The sequence below is a fragment of the Bradyrhizobium sp. RDM12 genome, from assembly GCF_051917485.1.
Lineage (GTDB): Bacteria > Pseudomonadota > Alphaproteobacteria > Rhizobiales > Xanthobacteraceae > Bradyrhizobium.
Genome location: NZ_CM133064.1, coordinates 892,131 through 912,347 on the forward strand (window position 1 = coordinate 892,131; position 20,217 = coordinate 912,347).

15 protein-coding genes are annotated in these 20,217 nt (G+C 62.7%); 3 read left to right on the plus strand and 12 right to left on the minus strand.

The annotated features are described in order from the left end of the window. Positions 1 to 3: 3 nt before the first annotated feature. From ACTGJ9_RS04230 to urtA, 9 genes are all read right to left on the minus strand, one after another. Positions 4 to 3,072 (minus strand): autotransporter outer membrane beta-barrel domain-containing protein, encoded by a 3,069-nt coding sequence (locus tag ACTGJ9_RS04230; protein ID WP_456676050.1) that lies wholly within the window; start codon positions 3,070 to 3,072, stop codon positions 4 to 6. A gap of 265 nt (positions 3,073 to 3,337) precedes the next feature. Continuing rightward, the gene (locus ACTGJ9_RS04235; RefSeq protein ID WP_456676051.1) at positions 3,338 to 4,378 is read right to left on the minus strand and encodes an aliphatic amidase; all 1,041 of its coding nucleotides are present in this window, start codon (positions 4,376 to 4,378) and stop codon (positions 3,338 to 3,340) included. 44 nt (positions 4,379 to 4,422) lie between these two features. Then, positions 4,423 to 4,800 carry an FmdB family zinc ribbon protein gene (locus ACTGJ9_RS04240; protein WP_456676052.1) on the minus strand — a complete coding sequence of 126 codons (378 nt, stop codon included), beginning with the start codon at positions 4,798 to 4,800 and terminating at the stop codon, positions 4,423 to 4,425. 163 nt (positions 4,801 to 4,963) lie between these two features. Then, a complete protein-coding gene (gene fmdA / locus ACTGJ9_RS04245; RefSeq protein WP_456676053.1) occupies positions 4,964 to 6,193 on the minus strand; it encodes a formamidase in 1,230 nt (409 codons plus the stop codon). A 27-nt stretch (positions 6,194 to 6,220) separates the two neighbouring features. Next, positions 6,221 to 6,910, minus strand: coding sequence for an urea ABC transporter ATP-binding subunit UrtE (urtE, locus tag ACTGJ9_RS04250; RefSeq protein WP_456676054.1), 690 nt, complete (start codon positions 6,908 to 6,910; stop codon positions 6,221 to 6,223). Between the two features lie 12 nt (positions 6,911 to 6,922). After that, entirely contained in the window at positions 6,923 to 7,678 is a 756-nt protein-coding gene (gene urtD, locus ACTGJ9_RS04255; protein ID WP_456676055.1) for an urea ABC transporter ATP-binding protein UrtD, read from the minus strand. Positions 7,679 to 7,688: 10 nt separating this feature from the next. Continuing rightward, entirely contained in the window at positions 7,689 to 8,831 is a 1,143-nt protein-coding gene (urtC, locus tag ACTGJ9_RS04260; RefSeq protein ID WP_456676056.1) for an urea ABC transporter permease subunit UrtC, read from the minus strand. Positions 8,832 to 8,849: 18 nt separating this feature from the next. Continuing rightward, a complete protein-coding gene (gene urtB / locus ACTGJ9_RS04265; RefSeq protein WP_456676057.1) occupies positions 8,850 to 9,776 on the minus strand; it encodes an urea ABC transporter permease subunit UrtB in 927 nt (308 codons plus the stop codon). 148 nt (positions 9,777 to 9,924) lie between these two features. Further along, a complete protein-coding gene (gene urtA, locus ACTGJ9_RS04270) occupies positions 9,925 to 11,130 on the minus strand; it encodes an urea ABC transporter substrate-binding protein (protein ID WP_456676058.1) in 1,206 nt (401 codons plus the stop codon). Between the two features lie 230 nt (positions 11,131 to 11,360). Here urtA and ACTGJ9_RS04275 point away from each other — a divergent pair, with 230 nt between their 5' ends. Together ACTGJ9_RS04275 and ACTGJ9_RS04280 are read left to right on the plus strand one after the other, a co-directional pair. Then, positions 11,361 to 14,732 (plus strand): hybrid sensor histidine kinase/response regulator, encoded by a 3,372-nt coding sequence (locus ACTGJ9_RS04275; RefSeq protein WP_456676059.1) that lies wholly within the window; start codon positions 11,361 to 11,363, stop codon positions 14,730 to 14,732. Further along, positions 14,716 to 15,642, plus strand: coding sequence for a response regulator (locus ACTGJ9_RS04280; RefSeq protein WP_456676060.1), 927 nt, complete (start codon positions 14,716 to 14,718; stop codon positions 15,640 to 15,642). Before ACTGJ9_RS04275 ends, ACTGJ9_RS04280 begins: the two co-directional genes overlap by 17 nt. A gap of 253 nt (positions 15,643 to 15,895) precedes the next feature. Here the strand turns inward: ACTGJ9_RS04280 and ACTGJ9_RS04285 are convergent, their stop codons facing one another. Beyond that, positions 15,896 to 17,398, minus strand: a complete 1,503-nt coding sequence (locus ACTGJ9_RS04285) for a flavin-containing monooxygenase (protein ID WP_456676061.1) — start codon at positions 17,396 to 17,398, stop codon at positions 15,896 to 15,898. Between the two features lie 122 nt (positions 17,399 to 17,520). Then, on the minus strand, positions 17,521 to 18,279 hold the full coding sequence (locus ACTGJ9_RS04290; RefSeq protein ID WP_456676062.1) for a S1 family peptidase: 759 nt from the start codon (positions 18,277 to 18,279) through the stop codon (positions 17,521 to 17,523). 110 nt (positions 18,280 to 18,389) lie between these two features. Between ACTGJ9_RS04290 and ACTGJ9_RS04295 the strand changes: the two genes are divergently transcribed. Then, entirely contained in the window at positions 18,390 to 19,025 is a 636-nt protein-coding gene (locus tag ACTGJ9_RS04295; RefSeq protein ID WP_456676063.1) for an HAD-IA family hydrolase, read from the plus strand. A 70-nt stretch (positions 19,026 to 19,095) separates the two neighbouring features. On the opposite strand, the gene mtnA is transcribed toward ACTGJ9_RS04295, so the two are convergent. Then, the gene (gene mtnA, locus ACTGJ9_RS04300; protein WP_456676064.1) at positions 19,096 to 20,205 is read right to left on the minus strand and encodes an S-methyl-5-thioribose-1-phosphate isomerase; all 1,110 of its coding nucleotides are present in this window, start codon (positions 20,203 to 20,205) and stop codon (positions 19,096 to 19,098) included. Positions 20,206 to 20,217: the final 12 nt, after the last annotated feature.

Genomic DNA, 20,217 nt, shown 5'->3' on the forward strand with positions numbered 1-20,217 from the left:
AGCCTACCAGGTGTAACGCACGACGCCCTTGCCGGCGTAGGAGCGCGTGACGTTCGAGAACTCGCCCTCGAAGGTTGCCGACGCGGACCAGCCGTTCATCCAGTTCATCTGCACCGACGCCGTGGTCAGCGCGGAATCGCGCGCCAGTGCGGCACCGTTCACGACAAAAGCCGATCCCGGCAGCGTCTGGAACACCGCGCCGACCGTGCGATCCGGATTGAAATCATGCGCCCATGCGGCGCGGCCGCGCAACGTCAGCACGCCACCGATGGTGGCAAACGATCTGTCGGCGCGCACGCCGAGCTCGGTGCGGGTGCTGGTCACGTCCTTGGCGGCATAGTTGAGCGCGAGGGCGTTGTTGCCGACCACGGCGAATTCCGAATAGCTCGGCAGGCTAAACATTGTGGCCTGCAGCGCGGCATAGGACGTCAGCCCGATCCACGGCGTCGCCTGGCGATAGCCGCCCTCGATACGGCCGGAAACGGCATTGGCATTGAACTGCGCACGCAGCTGATCGGTGCCGGCGACCGTGACAATGCGGTTGGTGGTGAGATCCTGCCAGCCATAGGCCAGCGCGGCCGTGACATAGGCGGGCCCGGCATTGTGGCGAATGAACGCGCCCGCCTGGAACAGATCCGAATGGCCCCAGCCCAGTCCGTTGACGCCGAAACCGGTGCCGCCGCCGGCGAGCGCGAAGCCCGCGACTGTCGCTGGCGAGAAGCGATAGTCGAGACCGACCGCGGTCCCGTAGACGCTGCTGGTCGTGTTGTAGGAGCCGAGTGCCGCGCGACCGTCGGTGGTCTGAGAACCGCCGAAGCCGGCCGCCCAGACTTCCCAGCGCTGCTCGAATGTCGGCGATGGCGCCTTGCGATAGATTGAGGCAAAGGCGTCGCTCGGGCGCTTGCCTGATGCGGCGTAGGCAGTCGCGCTGGTCTCATCGGCATAAGGCGTCGCCCCGGGCGTGCCGCTCCGCCCCGAGCCGAATACGTCGGTCAACAGGCTCATGAACAGGTTCATCGCATTGAACGTCGTCTGCTGCGATCCCGTTGCTGATTCGCCGGAGGCCTGCGTCAGGCCGGATGGCGAGAGGTTCGCCAGTGCCACGGGCAGGCTGCCGGTGCTGTCGAAGTAGTGCGTCAGAACGTTGGCGACGTTCTGCTGGTTGATGTTGAGACCGCCACCATAATTCAGCGCGAGATCGAGAAGCACGTTGTTCGGGTCGTAGTTCAGGCTGGCCTGGAGATTCGACGAGAGCCCCGCCACGACCGGGTTGAACCTGTCGGGCAACGTGCCCGCAGTCAGGATCGTGTAATGCTTCGCGATCGAACCAGTCGGGACGACCACCACCGTGGCGCCGCCGAGCGTCGCCGTTCCCGTGACGACCGCGATGCCGTTGCTGGTGCCGGAGACTTGCACCAAGTAGCGCGACGCCGACGTGAACGAGAGATCGCCGGACACGGTGAGCGTCCCGGTCGGGTTGCCCGGCGTCAGCGTGCCGCCATTGACGCCGATCGTGCTGACCGTGCCGACGCCGCCAAACGTACCGCCGGCCGCAACACTCACATTGCCGTTGATGGTGCCGGCGAGCATGAGCGTGCCGCCGAGCACGTTCCAGTCCTGATTGCCGGTGCCGGTCACGGTCCAGGTCGAGCTGTCGACCTTGTTGAAGGTTGCAAAGCCGTCGTATTGGAGGCCAGTGCCGATCAGGCTGAGATCGAACGTATCCCTGCCCGTGCCGCCGAGTTGGAAGGTGCCGGACCCAAGCACGAAGCCATTGATGATGCTGCCGGGCCCAAGGGTAAGCGTATTTGAGCCACAGCTACAGAACTCGATCGCAGCAAAACCGGTCGCGGCGTTGATGGTTCCCGAGTTGAAGACGCTCGCCCCGCCATTCACGCTGATACCGACGCCGCCGGCGCCGACCGTGATGGTGCCGGTATTGACGACCTGGTTGGTCGTCGACAGCGTGAACACATCGATACCGACGCCTGAGGGACCGACAGAGATCGTGCCACTGTTGGTGACGACGTTGCCGTCGCCGGACACAATGATGCCCTCGGCGAAATCGGTCCCCGTGATTCGCCCGCTGTTCGTGATTGTGGAGGACAGGCCGGAATAGGCGATGCCCGCACTGCCCAAGCCAACACTGATCGTCCCGCTCTGACTGATGGCGGCCCGATCGCCCTGCACCGAAATGCCTGCCGACCCGGTGTCGCCCGTCGTGATCGAACCGCCATTAGTGACCTTGGCGTCATCGCCAAATAGGGCAATACCGACGCCGAAGTCGACCGCCTTGATAGCGCCGAAATTGCCGACGGTTTGAAAGTTTCCCAGCATGAAGATGCCGGCGGCATTCTGCCCGACCGAGATCGTGCCGGTGGCCGTGTTGACGACCGTGTTGTGGTCGTTGATCGCGAGAATGCCGCCGGAGAATCCGGTGGAATCGCCGACGGTGATCGCGCCGGCGTTGGTCACGGTCGCACCGCCAAACGCGAAGATCCCGACCGAATTGTTGGTGCCGGTGATCGTGCCTGCCGCGGCATTGGTGATCGTGTTGTTCTGGCCGGCGAAGATGCCTGCGCCCGACGCTCCGACCGACAGCGCACCGCTGTTGGTGACGGTGTTGTTGTCACCGACCGAGATCGCGGCGCCGCTGTCGCCGGTCGTGATCGTTCCGGCATTGGCAATGACGTTGTGATCGAGCGCGGAGATGCCGAGACCGTTGTCAAGCACCGTGATGATGCCGTTGTTGGTCACGGCATTCGAATTGCTCGCGCTGATGCCGGTCAGGCCCGAGCCCGCAGACAGCGTCCCGTTGTTGGTGACGGTGCTGGAGCCGTTGACGCCGATCGAGACTGAGCCGTTGTCATTCACCGTCGCGCCCGACAGCACGTTCACGGTGAGGCTGTTGATGCCAGCGCCGGCCTGAAAGCCGTCGGCATCAGTGCCGCTACAGGTGACGGTCTGGCCGCTTGAGGCCGGATCAGGCGCGCATTGCGCCGTGGCCGGCGTGGTCGAAATGCCGAGGCCGAACACGAGCGTCAGGACGGCCGATGCGCCGGCGCATGACACGGCGCCATACCGGCCCAGTTCACCCCGCGGCCTCCGTCGCCCCACGCCCCTCACGTCACACTCCCCCGCCGCAGCTGTTCCGCCAGTGACCTTAGGCCATGAGAACGTTTCGTAGAACTACGGTCGGATCCGAATGCGTCCGTTTGGCGCACAACCGAGGCGGAATCCGGCAGCTATGTTGCAACCGCGTCACGGTTTTGCCGGAAAACCTGCCATTCCGCGCAAGATGCGGTTACCACCCGACCCAGATATCGGCCGTCGTGACCTAGTAATTACTCGGTGCGGCCTCGTTCGGGATGCCGTCAATCGGGCATTCGGCCGTGCCCGCGGTCGAGCGCGTCATCGCCTCGACCATGTCCCGCGTGCCTTCGGGATCGGCGATCCAGTTCTTGTAGAAATCATAGGGACAGGCCGCGACACCGCGCGGGCTTTCGCCGGAATTGATCATGCCGGTGTAGCCGCGGTGGACCAGCTTGTAGAGATGGTTCTGCGACTGGCCGTTGCGGCGCGCATCGCGGATCAGATGTTTCGACAGCTGCGCATATTGGATGCCGTAATCCTCCTCGCCGCACTCGCCCAGCGTGCGGCCGTCGAAGCCGATGATCGCGGAGTGGCCGAAATAGGAATAGACGCCGTCAAAGCCGGCCGCGTTGGCAACCGCGACATAGACGTTGTTGGCCCACGCCATCGCCTTGGAGATCAGGATCTGCTGCTCCTTGGCCGGATACATGTAGCCCTGGCACCGCACGATCAGCTCCGCGCCCTTCATGGCGCAGTCGCGCCAGATCTCAGGAAAATTGCCGTCGTCGCAGATGATCAGGCTGACCTTCATGCCCTTCGGGCCATCGGAGACGTAGGTGCAATTGCCGGGATACCAGCCCTCGATCGGCACCCAGGGCATGATCTTGCGATACTTCTGCACGATCTCACCCTTGTCGTTCATCAGGATCAGGGTGTTGTAGGGCGCCTTGTGCGGATGCTCCTCGTGACGCTCGCCGGTCAGCGAGAACACGCCCCACACTTTGGCCTTGCGGCATGCCTCCGCGAAGATCGCGGTCTCCTCACCGGGTACGGCGGAGGCGGTCTCGTACATCTCCTTGGAGTCGTACATGATGCCTTGCGTGGAATATTCCGGGAAGATGACCAAGTCCATGCCGGGCAGGCCGGCCTTCATGCCCACCAGCATGTCGGCGATCTTGCGGGCGTTGTCGAGCACCTCCGCCTTGGTGTGCAGGCGAGGCATCTTGTAGTTGACCACTGCGACGCCGACGGTGTCGTTGCTGCTGGAAATATCGCCGTGAAGCATGTTGAGCGCTCCTGTCTTTTATTCGTTTGAGGTCATCGCGAGCATTAGTGGCTGATCATCCAGGGCCGCGCGGTCGGAAAGCCCTTGGCGCCGCTCCTGGTCTTGGTCACCAGCCGCGCCGGCTTTGTCTTGTCCGACGCGCCCTTGTTCTTCACGATCTTGCCGGACGAGCAGCAACCGCAACCGGGGCCGTGCGAGGCCTTGTATTGCGCGAGCGACTGCGGCGCGTGCGTGCTGCGCTCGTTGACGGCGTGGGCCTTACGCTTGTCCGCCGGCATGCAGAAGAAATTCGGTGCGGTCAGGATGACGCGCGGCGCCATCGTCTCGCATTGCGGGCAGTTTTGCGGATCGTCGCATTCCGCCATCGGACGGAGATCCTTGAACGGACCGCAATCGTCACAGAGATATTCATAGACCGGCATGTTGTATCCCTTCGCGTTCGGTGAGCTTGCGGGGAGAGGTCGGAACGCATCGCAAGATGCGTTCCGGATGAGGGGAGTCTCCGCAATCTGACTGCTACCGTTCGTGCGGAGGCAGCCCCTCCCAACGCTCTCCCCGTAAGAACGGGGAGAGGGAGTGCAGGGCCTATTTGTCCGGCGAGATCGGCATCTGGATATCGCCGGTGATGTGCTTGATGGGACCCGCCGCCGACGGCATCACGTCGAAGTCGAAGATCTCCGTCGGCAGCCATAGCGTGGCGCAGGCATTGGGCACGTCGACCACGCCGGAGATGTGTCCCTGGCACGGTGCGGTACCGAGGATCGAATAGGCCTGGGCGCCGGAGTAGCCGAACTTCTTCAGATACTCGATGGCGTTCAGGCAGGCCTGGCGATAGGCGATGTGGACGTCGAGATAATGCTGCTTGCCTTGCTCGTCGACCGAGATGCCCTCGAAGATCAGATAGTCCTTGTAGTTCGGCGTAATCGGCGACGGCTTGAAGATCGGGTTCTTGATGCCGTATTTCGACATGCCGTCCTTGATCACCTCGACCTTCAGATGCAGCCAGCCGGCCATCTCGATCGCGCCGCAGAAAGTGATCTCGCCGTCGCCCTGGCTGAAGTGCAGATCGCCCATCGAGAGACCGGCGCCAGGCACATAGACCGGGAAGTAGATTTTCGAGCCGCGCGAGAGATCCTTGATGTCGCAATTGCCGCCGTGCTCGCGCGGCGGCACGGTGCGCGCACCTTCTGCGCCGATCTTGGCTTTGACGTCGCCCTTGGCGCGGCCGCCATGGGCGGTCGCCGCGAACGGCGGATTTGCCAGGCCAGGCACACGGGTCGGGTCGGTCGAGATCAGCTCGGCCTCGCGCTTGTTCCACGTCTCCAGCATCTTGGGATCGGGCAGACAGCCGATCAGGCCGGGATGGATCAGGCCAGCAAAATTCACGCCGGGGACGTGACGCGACGAGGTGTAGAGACCCTTGATGTCCCAGATCGACTTCTGCGCCAGCGGAAAGTGGTCGGTGAGGAAGCCGCCGCCGTTCTGCTTGGAAAAGAAACCGTTGAAGCCCCAGAGGCTCTCTTTCATCGGACCGACGTCGAGCAAGTCCACCACAAGGAGGTCACCGGGCTCGGCACCCTTAACGCCGATCGGACCGGAGAGGAAGTGCACGATCGAGAGGTCGATGTCGCGGACGTCGTCGGCGGAATCGTTGTTCTTGATGAAGCCGCCGGTCCAGTCATAGGTCTCGATGATGAAATCGTCGCCGGGATTGACCCAGGCCACGATCGGAATGTCGGGATGCCAGCGGTTATGCACCATGTCATTTTCGTAAGCCGACTTGGTGAGATCGACCTTGATCAGTGTCTCTGGCATCGAGAAGCTCCCCTTTTACACGGTTGGTTAGACGGACAGATATTTCGAGACTTGCGCGGCATCGACGCTGTCGCGCGGGTCATCGCGCATGATCGCCCCGTTCTCGATGACCAGCACACGGTCGGCGATATCGAGCGCAAAGCTCAGGACCTGCTCGGACACGACGATCGAGAGACCCTTTTCATCGCGGATGCGTTTCAGCGTCCGCGCAATGTCCTTGATGATCGACGGCTGGATGCCTTCGGTCGGCTCGTCGAGCAGCAACACCTTCGGCTTGGTCGCCAGCGCGCGGGCGATCGCCAATTGTTGTTGTTGCCCGCCGGAGAGATTGCCGCCGCGGCGGCCCTTCATCTCCAGCAGAACCGGAAATAACTCATAGATGTCGCTTGGCACCTCAGAGCCGCCGGAGACAACGAGCCCGGTCTCGATGTTCTCTTTCACCGTCATGGCGAAGAAGATCATGCGGCCCTGCGGCACATAGGCGAGGCCCTTGGCGACGCGCTCATAGCTCGGCAGGCCGCCGAGCTCGTCACCATCCATGGTCACCGAGCCGCTTTTCGCCGGAAGGATGCCCATCAACGATTTCATCAGCGTGGTCTTGCCCATGCCGTTGCGGCCCATGATCGCGACGATCTCATTGGGCGCGACCTTGACGTTGAGCCCGTGCAGCACCTCGCTCTGGCCGTAGGCGACGTGGAGATCCGAAATAGCCAGCATCGTCACGCCTCCTTAGTGGCCGAGATAGACTTCAATGACCTTGGGATCGTTCTGCACCTTCTCCATGGTCCCCTCGGAGAGGATCTGGCCCTGGTGCAGCACGGTGACCTTATGCGCGATGTCCTCGACGAACTTCATGTCGTGCTCGATCACCAGGACTGACCTGTTCTTGATGATGCGGTTGAGGAGCTCCGCGGTCTTGCTCCGCTCGGAAACGCTCATCCCGGCGACGGGCTCGTCGAGCATCAGGAGGTCCGGATCCTGGATCAGCAGCATGCCGATCTCGAGCCATTGCTTCTGGCCGTGGCTGAGCAGATCGGCGCTTATGTTCAGCCGATCCTTCAGGAAGATCATCTCGGCGACTTCGTGCACCCGGTCGCGCACGGCGGCATCGCGGGTGAAGGTCAGCGCACCGAACACCGAGCGCCCGCGCGGATAGGAAATCTCCAGATTCTCGAACACCGTGAGATCGTCGTAAATCGAAGGATTCTGGAATTTGCGGCCGACACCGGTCTTGACGATCTCGTTCTCCTTCATCCGCGTCAGCTCCTTGCCGCGGAACTGGATCGAGCCTGACGTCGCCTTGGTCTTGCCGCAGATCAGGTCGAGCACCGTGGTCTTGCCGGCACCGTTAGGGCCGATGATGACGCGTATTTCGTTCTCGTCGACGTAGAAGGAGAGATCGTTGACCGCCTTGAACCCGTCGAAGGAGACAGTCAGGGCTTCGACGGCGAGCAGGAATTCCTTGGGCTGATGACCTACGAGCATGATGATCTCCTCACTCGGCCGGGGCGCCGTCGGCGACCGAGCTGTCGGTCCAGCCTTCAGGCTTGGGTTTGCGTGCCGAGATCAGGCCATCGATGCGCGGCTGCACGTAGTCGCCCCAGATTCCGGCAAGGCCGTTCGGGAATGCGAGAACAACGGCGATGAACAAGCCGCCGAGGCCAAACAGCCACAACTCGGGGAACGTTTCCGACAGGCTGGTCTTGGCGAAATTGACCAGCAGCGTGCCGTAGACAGTGCCAAGGATCGACAGCCGGCCACCGACCGCGGTGTAGATCACCATTTCGATCGACGGCACGATGCCGACAAAGGACGGCGACATGAAGCCGACATTGAGGGCGAACATCGCGCCGCCGATCGCAGCGAACACGGCCGCGATGCAGAAGGCGAAGATCTTGAAATTCGCAACGCTGTAACCGGAGAACCTGACACGGTCCTCCTTCTCGCGCATCGCCACCAGGATGCGCCCGAGCTTGGAGTGCCGGATGAACTGCGCGATCATGATACAGACGAACAGGCACCCGACCTCGAAGAAGTATAGCGCGATCTTGGCGTGGTCGGGCCGGATGTCCCACCCTTTCAAGGTGCGCAAATCAGTCATGCCGTTGATGCCGCCGGTGTAGCCCTGTTGGCCGACGATCAGGATGGTGAGGATGGCCGCGACCGCCTGGGTGATGATGGCGAAGTACGTGCCGCCGACCCGGCGCTTGAACATCGCGGTGCCGATGATCAGGGCGAAGATGCCGGGCACCAGGATGATGGCGGCGATGGTGAAGGTGAGGCTGTTGAAGGGCTTCCAGAACAGCGGCAGCGCCGTGATCTGATTCCAGTCCATGAAATCGGGAATGCCGGGCGTCGACTGGATCTTGGTGTTCTCCACGCTCGATGCCTCGAGCTTGAGGAACATCGCCATGCAGTAACCGCCGAGCCCGAAGAACACGCCCTGGCCGAGGCTAAGAATGCCGCCATAGCCCCAGCAGATTACCAGACCCAACGCGACGAAGGCATAGGTCAGATATTTCGCGACCAGATTGAGCCGGAAGACGTCGAGCGTGAGCGGCAGCACCACCACCAGGAAGACCGCGAGCAAAAGAATTCCGATCAACTCCGATCGATTGAAGAAGCGATTGTCGGTCATTGCACCAGCCTCCGTTTCTCACTTGCGGACCTTGAGGGCGAACAGCCCTTGCGGCCGCAGCATCAGGATTCCGACAACGGCGAGCAGCGTCAGCACCTTGGCCATCGAGCCCGACATGAAGAACTCGAGGGTGGATTGCGTCTGCGAGATCGAGAAGGCCGAGGCGATGGTGCCGATCAGGCTCGCAGCGCCGCCGAACACGACCACCAGGAACGTGTCGACGATGTAGAGCTGTCCGGAGGTCGGCCCGGTCGAGCCGATCATGGTGAAGGCGCTGCCGGCGACGCCTGCGATGCCGCAGCCAAGGCCAAAGGTGTAGCGGTCGACCTTTTCGGTGTTGATGCCGACGGCGCCGGCCATGATGCGGTTCTGCACCACGGCGCGCACCTGACGACCCCAGCGCGATTTATACATCACATACGCGACGGCAATCGTGATCAGCAGGGTCAGGCACATCACGAAGACGCCGTTGATCGGCACCTCGATGCTGTCGGTGACATGCAGCGATCCGAGCATCCATTGCGGCAGCTCGACGCCGACCTCGCGCGCGCCGAATACGGAGCGATAGGCCTGCTGCAGCATCAGGCTGAGGCCCCAGGTCGCGAGCAGCGTATCGAGCGGGCGCTTGTAGAGATGCCGTATCAGCACCCATTCCACCAGCATACCCAGCGCACCGGATGCGACAAAGGCGAGGATCATCGCGAGGAAGAAGTAGCCGCTGAACAGGCTCGGCAAATAGGTCTGGAAGAAATTCGACGTCATCCAGGTGACGTAGGCACCGAGGATCATGAACTCGCCATGGGCCATGTTGATGACGCCCATCTGGCCGAAGATGATCGCAAGACCGAGTGCCATCAGGACGTAGACAGAGAACAGGATCAGCCCTGCAAAGCCCTGCATGACGAAGATGGAGCCAAGGTCACCAAGCGAGTAGTCGCCGAACATCGATGTCCTCCGTCAGGGATGAGGTCCCGCGTCGCGAGCAGATTCGCGACGCGGGGGTCTTGGGTGTGGATTTGCTGTCCACGCCAGGGAGCGGCTTGAGCTCGAGGGGAAACCGCGACGGTCGCCGCGCTTCTTACTGATCGCGCTCTTACTGGTAGCCCTTGGGGAACGGATCCGGCTCGACGAGATCGGCGGTCTCGTAGATCAGTTCGAACTGGCCATCGAGCTTGGCGCGTCCTACCCGGGTCTTCGACCAGAGATGATGGTTTTCGTGGATGCGCACGTAGCCTTCCGGCGCGCCCTTGAACTCGACTCCGGGCGAAGCCGCCGCGATCTTGTCGACGTCGAAGGAGCCGGCCTTCTCCACCGTCAATTTCCACAGCCAAGGGCCGAGATAGGCAGCCTGGGTGACGTCTCCGATCACGGTCTTCTCGCCCCACATCTTCTTGAACGCTGGCACGAAGGCCTTGTTGTTCGGATTGTCGAGCGACTGGAAGTACTTCATGCAGGCATAGGCGCCCGCGATGTTCTCGCCGCCGATGCCGTCGATTTCGTCTTCGGTGACCGAGATCGTCAGCAGCGCCTGCTTGGAGAGGTCGATGCCGGCCGCCTTGAGCTGCTTGTAGAAGGCGACGTTGGAGCCGCCGACCACGTCGGTGAAGATCACGTCGGGCTTGGTCAGCTTGATCTTGTTGATGACCGAGTTGAACTGGGTGTTGCCGAGCGGATAATATTCCTCGCCGACGACCTTGCCTTTCAGCACGTTCTCGACGTGCTTGCGAGCGATCTTGTTCGAGGTGCGCGGCCAAATGTAGTCGGAGCCGACGAAGAAGAACGACTTCGCGCCCTTCTCCTTCGCGATCCAGTTCAGGCCGGCGAGAATCTGCTGGGTGGCCTCCTGGCCGGTGTAGATCACGTTCTTGGACTGCTCGAGGCCTTCATAGAAGGTCGGGTAATAGAGCATGCCGTTATACTGCTCGACGACCGGCAGGACCGCCTTGCGCGAGGCCGAGGTCCAGCAGCCCATGATCGCCGCAACCTTGTCGTTGACCAGCAGCTTCTTCGCCTTTTCGGCAAAGGTCGGCCAGTCGCTGGCGCCGTCTTCCTGGATGAACTTGATCTTGCGGCCGAGCACGCCGCCGGCGGCGTTGATCTGCTCGATGGCGAGCTTTTCGGCCTCGATCGAGCCGGTTTCGGAGATGGCCATGGTGCCGGTAGCGGAGTGTAGGATGCCGACCGTCACCTCGGTGTCAGTGACCGCGAGACCGGTGGTATTGACCGCCAAGGTCGCCGGGGCCTGCGCAAACGACGCCCGCGGCAGCATTGTGATGGCCGGGACGGCAGCGATTCCCATCAATAATTTGCGCCGGAGCGGTGACAAAGGCCCTTGGTTTCTTCGTCTGACATGAGCACCCCACTGTTTGTTCGAGGACACGAGATTGGTGCCGTGAGGATGGCTCGAATTTGTGCACTGCAAGCATACGCAAGATCGCGTATACTGCACCGCAAAATAGCGACGTAGGCTTTTGGTACGGGATTTGCGAGTTCACGAGAGGTTCGGACGCGTTCGGGAGTGGGGTGTAAGTGGCAGGGCGGCAGCGAATAGACCGCGTCAGGCGCCAATACAATCAATGGGTCGCCAACCAGACGCTGGAAGACTACGCGCTGCGCTTCACCGCTAAAAGCGCGCGACGCTGGTCCGCCGCTCGCGTCGCCAACACCGCGATTGGTGCGATCTCCTTCCTGGTGCTGGAGGCAATCGGCGGCACCATCACCCTCAACTACGGCGTTACCAACGCCGCAGCCGCAATCCTCGTCGTCTCCACCATCATCTTCTTCTGCGGCGTACCGATTGCCTATTATGCAGCCAAATGCGGCATCGACATTGACCTGCTCACCCGAGGTGCCGGCTTTGGCTATATCGGCTCGACAATCACCTCGCTGATCTACGCCTCCTTCACGTTCATCTTCTTCGCGATCGAGGCGGTGATCCTGGCAACCGCGCTGGAGATGTGCTTGGGCATCCCCCGCCCGATCGGTTACCTCATCAGCGCGGTCGCAATCATCCCTTTGGTGACCTACGGCATCACGCTGATCAGCCGCTTTCAGCTCTGGACACAGCCGCTCTGGGTCGTCCTGCATATCCTGCCCTTTGCCGCGATCGCGTGGGTCAGCCCGCACTCCTTCACGGAATGGCACAAATTCGCCGGCGAGCACGGCGATCCCGGCGGCCATTTCGATCTGTTGCTGTTCGGCGTCGCGTCGTCCGTGGTGTTCTCGCTGGTGGCGCAGATCGGTGAGCAGGTCGACTTCCTGCGATTTCTGCCGCGCGACCGCCGCACCTCCAGGGCGTCGTGGTGGATCGCGCTGATGAGCGCGGGGCCGGGCTGGATCGTGCTCGGCGCGCTGAAACTTCTGGCCGGTTCGTTCCTAGCCTTCTTCGCGCTCAGCCACGGCGTGCCGCCCGAAGAGGCGGCCGAGCCCGCCCATATGTATCTCGTGGCCTTTCGCTACGTGCTGTCGGATCCAGATCTCGCGCTGGCGCTGACCGGCTTCTTCGTGGTGCTGTCGCAGATCAAGATCAACGTCACCAACGCCTATGCCGGCTCGATCGCCTGGTCGAATTTCTTCTCGCGCCTGACGCACAGCCATCCCGGACGCGTGGTCTGGCTGGTGTTCAACGTGATGGTGGCGCTGCTGCTGATGGAGATCGGCGTCTACAAGGCGCTGGAGCAGACGCTCGCGCTCTACTCCAACGTCGCGATTGCCTGGGTCGGCGCGCTGGTGGCCGATCTCGTCATCAACAAGCCGCTCGGGCTGCGTCCGCCGCAGATGGAGTTCAAGCGGGCACATCTCTACGACATCAATCCGGTCGGCGTCGGCGCGATGACGCTCGCGATCATCGTCTCGATCGCGGCGTTCTACGGCCTGTTCGGCCCGACCATGAAGGCGCTCGCCGCCTTCGTTGCGCTGACGGTGGCTTTCGTCACTGCGCCGATCATTGCCTGGCTGACCGGTGGAAAGTTCTACATCGCGCGCAAGCCGAAGCGGAGCTGGGCCAATATCGAGGCAATCCAGTGCTGCATCTGCGAGCACAGTTTTGAGCCGGAGGACATGACGTCCTGCCCCGCTTACGCCGGACCGATCTGCTCGTTGTGCTGTTCGCTCGATGCACGCTGCCACGATCTCTGCAAACCGCACGCGCGGGCGCAGGTGCAATTCTCGGACGCGCTCGGCAAGATCCTGCCGCAGCCGATCTATGCGCGCATCAACTCGCAGTTCGGGCACTACGTCGGCGTCTTCGTGGTCTCCGCCGGCCTCGTCGCATTGGTGCTCGGGCTGATCTATCTGCAGACCTCGGCGAGCGTGCATGGCGAGAACTCGCTAGTCTCCAATGTGCTGTGGAAGGTGTTCTTCTCGCTCAGCATCATCATCGGCGTCGTCGCGTGGCTGTTCGTGCTGGCCCAGCAAAGCCGCCGCGCAGCGGAGGCCGAAACTCGACGACAGACCACGCTGTTGATCCAGGAGATCGATGCGCACAAGCGCACCGACGCCGAGCTCCAGCGCGCCAAGGAGGTCGCCGAATCCGCCAACCTCGCCAAGAGCCGCTATGTGGTGGGGCTGAGCCATGAGCTGCGCTCGCCACTGAATGCGATCAGCGGCTATGCCCAGCTGCTGGAGCAGGACACGACGTTGAACACCAAGCCCCGCGACCAGGTCCGCGTCGTCCGCCGCAGCGCCGATCATCTCTCCGGCCTGATCGACGGCATCCTGGACATTTCCAAGATCGAGGCGGGACGGCTCTACCTCTCGCGCGACGAGGTCCGTTTGAGCGAATTCCTGGATCAGCTCGTCGGCATGTTCCGACTCCAGGCCGGCGCCAAAGGCATCGACTTCGTGTTCAGGCGGCCGGCGACATTGCCGACGGTGGTCTATGCCGACGAGAAGCGGCTGCGTCAGGTGCTGATCAACCTCCTCTCCAATGCCATCAAATTCACTCAGATCGGCAGCGTGCAGTTTATCGTGCACTACCGCAGTCCCGTCGCGGAGTTCGAGGTGACCGATACCGGCCCCGGCATCCAGGGCGCCGATCTCGAACGCATTTTCGCGCCGTTCGAGCGCGGCGCGCTTGGAGTCTCGCAACCGCAGACGGGCACGGGACTGGGGCTCACCATCAGCCGGCTGCTCGCCGGCGTGATGGGCGGCGACATCAAGGTCGCGAGCACGGTCGGCCGCGGCAGCACGTTCAAGGTGAAGATGCTGCTGTCGGAGGTCAGTAACCCCAGGCGCATCGCTCCGGTAGAGGCGCCGGTCTCCGGCTATCACGGCGCGCGCAAGACCATCCTCATCACCGACGACGATCCAGTGCATCGCGATCTCTTGCGCGAAGTGCTGACGCCGCTCGGCTTCATCCTGCTCAGCGCCGCCGACGGACCGGGCTGCCTCGCGCTCGCGCAGCACTGCCGGCCCGATCTGTTCCTGCTCGACATCTCGATGCCGGGCATGGATGGCTGGACCGTTGCAGAGCAGCTGCGCGCAGACGGCCATCATCAGGCGCGTATCCTGATGGTGTCGGCGAGCGCACTCGAGGCCCATGGCGCACCGCTCGCACAGCCCTTTCACGACGGCTATCTGATGAAGCCGATCGACATCCCGCGCCTGCTGGAGACCATTCGCCAGCTGCTCAAGATCGAGTGGCAATACGGCTCCGACGAGATGGTCGTGCCGCTGTGGCATCCCGAGAGCGGCTCGCGGCCCCCTGTCAGGCACATAGAGGCGCTGATCGGACTCGGACAGATCGGCTACGTCAAGGGCATCCAGCTGAAGCTCGACGAGATCGGCAGCGAGCATCCGGAACATGCCGACTTCGTCGCCCAGATGCGATCGCTGGTCGATCGCTTCGACCTCGACCAGTACATGACCACATTGAAAACACTGCATGCTTATGAGCATTGAGACGAAAAAGCGCGACATCGCGCTGGTTGTCGACGACTCTCCCGAAACGCTGCGGCTGCTCACCGATGCGCTCGACGGCGCCGGGATGACCGTGATGGTGGCGCTCGACGGCGCGAGCGCGATGCGCATCGTCGACCAGATCACGCCCGACATCGTGCTGCTCGACGCCGTGATGCCCGGCCTGGATGGCTTCGAGACCTGCCGGCGGCTCAAGCGCGACGCCGGCCTTGCCAATGTCCCCGTGATCTTCATGACGGGCCTCGCCGAGACCGAGCACATCGTGCGCGGGCTGGACGCCGGCGGCGTCGACTATGTGACCAAGCCGATCGTGATCGAGGAGATGCTGGCCCGTATCCGCGTCCATCTCGGCAACGCGCGGCTGACCCAGAGCGCGCGCACCGCGCTCGACGTCTCGGGCCGCTTTCTGTTCGCGGCCAACCGCCTGGGCCACATCCTGTGGGCGACACCGCAAGCGCAAAAGCTGCTGGCCAATCATCACGGCGCGCAGGCGGACGACTTCGTCCTGCCGCCCTCACTGCTGCAATGGCTGGAGCAAGCGAAAGGCAAGGGCAGCGCGAAATCTCAGGCGGCGACCCTGCCCGACAATCCGCAACTCCGGTTCTATTACATGGGCGAGACCGCGCCGAACGAGTTCCTGCTGCGGCTGTCCAAGGAGTCCGGCACCGCGCTGCCGCCAGAGTTCACCAGCGAGCTCGGCCTCACCACCCGCGAAGGCGAGGTGCTGGCCTGGCTCAGCAAGGGCAAGACCAATCGCGACATCGCGCAGATCTTGGGGCTCAGCCCGCGCACCGTCGACAAGCATCTGGAGCAGATCTACGCCAAGCTGGGCGTAGAGAACCGGACGGCCGCGGCGGCGATTGCCACGAATGCGACGCGAAGGAATTTGTAACACTGCAGCGAATGAGTCGAGACGCCGCTCAGTCCACAAAGGCTGTCGTCCCGGACAAGCGCAGCAAAGCGAAGCGCTGATCCGGGACCCATAGCCCCAGGGAGCGGTTTGGCGAAGACTTGGAGTTGCTGGACCGCCACCAGCCGCAATCGACAAATTCCGCGGTATGGATCCCGGATCTGCGCTTACGCTTGTCCGGGACGACACTGGAGTATGCGGCAACCCTTGTCACACCTCATCTCGGTACTACAACTCACCCATACACAAACGCCCCGTCATCCAGATCCGTCTTCGGGATCTCGTCCTTCTCGGTCCAGTAGTCCTGGCTGTGCTGCCATTCCGGCTTGTCGCCGCGCTTGGGCAACAGGTTCATGTCGCGCATGATGTAACCGGGGTTGAAGTTCTCCGGATCGATCCAGGGCAGGATCGGCATGTTGTGGTCTTCGGCGCGCAAGCGCACCTCGACCTTCTTGCTGCCCTTCGCCTTCATGTGGCCGAGCAGCCGGCAGACAAAGTCCGCAACGAGATCCACGCGCAGCGTCCAGCTCGCGCGGAAATAGCCGAACACCCAGACCATATTCGGCACGCCCGTGAACATCATGCCGCGATAGGTCACGGTGTCGCCGAAGGCGAGCGGCTTGCCGTCAATCTCGAAGGCGATATCGCCGAGGGCCGAGAGATTGAAGCCGGTCGCGGTGACGATGAGATCGGCCTCCAGCAGCTTGCCCGACTTAAGCTGAATGCCGTTCTCGACAAAGCATTCGATCTCGTCGGTGACGACCGAGGCCTTGCCGCTCGCGATGCCCTTGAACAGATCGGCGTCGGGCACGAAGGCGATGCGCTGCCGCCACGGCCGATAGCTCGGCGTGAAATGCGTCTCAACGTCGTAGTCCGGGCCGAGGATTGCGCTGATTTGGCCGATCAGCTCCTTCTTCACCTGTTCCGGCTTGGACAAGCAGAGCTTTGTGAACGCATCCTGCTCGAATAGGATCTTGCGTCGGACGATCTCGTGAATCCAGGCCTCGTCGACCTGGAGCCGGCGCAGCTCTTCGGCGATCTCGATGGCGTTGCGACCCAGGCGAAAATAGGTCGGCGAGCGCTGCAGCATGGTGACATGCGCGCATGTGTCCGCGATGTTCGGCACTAGCGTCGCCGCGGTCGCGCCCGAGCCGATCACGACGACCTTCTTGGCCTTGAGATCGATACCGTCAGGCCACGTCTGGGGATGGACAACGCGCCCCTTGAAGCGGTCCATGCCCCTCCATTCCGGCGTGTAGCCTTCGGAATGGCGATAATAGCCCTGGCACATCCAGAGGAAATTGGCGGTAAAGGTCCTCGCCTCACCAGTGTCGGTCGTCACCGCCTCGATGGTCCAGAGGTTCTGCTCGCTCGACCAGCTCGCCGAATTGATCCTGTGCTTGTAACGGATATGGCGAGCGATATCGTTGTCGTCGATCACCTCCTTCATATAAGCGAGGATCTCCTCGGCGGTGGCGATCGGCGGACCGACCCAGGGCTTGAAGCTGTAGCCGAAGGTATGGAGATCGCTGTCCGAACGAATGCCGGGATAGCGATGCGTGCTCCAGGTCCCGCCGAACGTCTCCTGCGTCTCCAGGATGACGTAGCTCGTGCCTGGAAGCTGCTTCGTGACGTGATAGGCGCTGCCGATCCCGGAGATGCCGGCCCCGACGATCAGCACGTCAAAATGTTCTGTAGCCTGTTTGGCCGTAGCGTGACTGCGAACAGCGACATTCATTGTTGCTTCTATGCCTTGTCTTTTTCAGGCCGCCCTTGATAGACGGCGCGTTTCCTCCGCGACGGGCATGGTTGCCAACCGCGCTTCCTCCGCAAAATGACATAGATCAGGTCGCGATCAAACTACAACGCCGCGCCCCAGCTCCGCGCGGTCTGCACGATCCAGTCGCGGTAGAGCGTCAGCGGCGTGACCCCGGTCAACCCGCCGCAGCCGGCGGCGCCGTTCGGTCCTGTGGACCAGCTGATGACACCGACAAGCACGGCACCGTTCGGCTTGTCCTCGAACACGGGACCGCCGGAATCGCCGGTGCAGGCGCCGATTCCGTCGCGAACACCGTTGGTTACGGGATCGACCAAGCGGATCTGGAACGTGCCGGGCTGGCCGGTGGCAATGAGTGCAGCAACCCGCGTCGTGCCGCCGCTCTTGCCATCGCCGCGCACGGTGACGCCGATACCGGCGATGGTGAAGCGGCTGCCGACCTGGATCGGAATATTCGGCATGCCGACCGGCACCGTCGATTTTCCCTTGAGTGGAATTTCCAGTTGCAGCAATGCCACGTCGGCCGTGGCGCGATGCGCCTGCATCGCCTGCATGTTGAAGCCGGGATGGATCGCGACAGTCCGCACGTTCAGCAGCTGTGGCGCGCCATCGGGGCCACGATCAACGATCTTGTAGTCGGCGCCGGGCTGCACGCAGTGCGCGACGGTGAGCACCAGTTTCGGTGCAATCAGACTGCCGGTGCAGAAATTGCCGCGCGAGCCCACGATGGTAACGACCGCGCGCGCGACGCCGTCGGCTTGCGGCGTGCCGCCACCGACGATGGCATGAGCGGGCGTCGCGAGCGTCAGCGCGGCTACGGTGAGAATGACAAGCTTCATCATGGGAACACGCTCTGGCGTCGGCGTCGAGGATGATACGCGATTGCTTCGGACTGGTCCTTGCCGATAACGCATGCTAGCCCTCTTGGAAAGGAACTGACGAGGGCAGGATAGTGGCGATCGAGGCGGTGATCTTTGATTTTGGCGGCGTGCTGACGAGCTCGCCGTTCGAGGCGTTTTCGCGGTTCGAGACCGAGCGCGGCCTGCCCGTCGACATCATCCGGCGCACCAATGCCGCCAATCATCTGGAAAACGCCTGGGCCAAGTTCGAGCGCGCCGAAGTCGATATCGATACCTTCGACAAGCTGTTTGCGATGGAGTCGCTAGCGCTCGGCGCCGAGGTGCGCGGGCGCGACGTGCTGCCGCTGCTCCAGGGCGATCTGCGTCCCGAGATGGTCGAGGCGCTAAAGCGCATCAAGGCACAATTCAAGACCGGCTGCATCACCAACAATCTGCCAGCTAACGCTATCGGCAGCATGACTGGCCGTTCACTCTACGTCGCCGACGTGATGGTGCTGTTCGACCACGTCATCGAATCCGCCAAGATCGGCCTGCGCAAGCCCGACGCGCGCATCTACCAGCTGATGGTCGAGACGCTGAAGGTCGATCCGGAGGAATGCGTTTATCTGGACGACCTCGGCGTCAATTTGAAGCCCGCGCGCGAGATGGGCATGACCACGATCAAGGTCACGAACGGCGCGCAGGCGATCGCCGAGCTCGAGGCGGCGACGGGATTGAAGCTGGGCTAGCGCCTTGTTCTCCGTCATTGCGAGCGCAGCGAAGCAATGACGGCTGCGGCCATATATCGCCTAACCAAACCTACTCCGCCGCGACGGCGATCCGCTCGGGAAATGCAGCCGCGAGCGCAGCGCGGTCCGGCTTCAGCACGCCGCGCTCAGTGATGAGGCCTGTCACCAGGCGCGCCGGAGTCACGTCGAAGGCGTAGTTTGCGACAGGCGACCCCTCCGGCACGATGCGCACCGTTTCCAATCGGCCGTCGGCCGTGCGGCCGGTCATGTCGGTGACCTCAGTGCCGCTGCGCTGCTCGATCGGAATGTCGCGAATGCCGTCGCTAACGGTGAAGTCGATCGTCGGCGACGGCAGCGCGACGTAGAACGGCACGTTGTTGTCGTGCGCGGCGAGCGCCTTCAGATAGGTGCCGATCTTGTTGCAGACGTCGCCATTGGCGGCGACGCGGTCGGTGCCGACGATGGCGAGATCGACCATGCCGTGCTGCATCAAATGCCCGCCGGTGTTGTCGGGGATCACCGTATGCGGCACGCCGTGATGGCCGAGCTCCCAGGCGGTGAGCGAAGCCCCCTGATTGCGCGGACGCGTCTCGTCGACCCAGACATGGATCTTGATGCCCCGTTCATGCGCGAGATAGATCGGCGCGGTCGCGGTGCCCCAATCGACGGTGGCAAGCCAGCCGGCATTGCAATGGGTCAGCACATTGACCGTCTCACCCGGTCTCTTCTTCGCGACGATCGCCTCGATGAGCATAAAACCGTTGGCGGCAATGCCACGGTTGATCTCGACGTCCTGCTCGGCGATCTCGTCAGCGCGGGCGTACGCCGCTTCCGCACGTTCGACCGGATCGATCGGCGCGAGCGTCACGCGCATCTCGTCGAGCGCCCACTTCAAATTGATCGCGGTCGGCCGCGCCACGACCAGCCTCTGATAGGCACGTTTCACCCCGGCATCGGAAGCATCCTCGCGCATCGCGAGCGCCATGCCGTAGGCCGCGGTGGCGCCGATCAGCGGTGCGCCGCGCACCAGCATGTCGCGGATCGCGATCGCCGCGTCTTCGCATGAAGTCAGGCGTGCTAGGACGAACTCATGCGGTAGCCTGCGCTGATCGATCGCGCCGACCGACCAGCCGTCGCGATCGCGCCAGATGCTGCGGAAATGCTTGCTGTCGACCTTCATGGCATTTTGCCT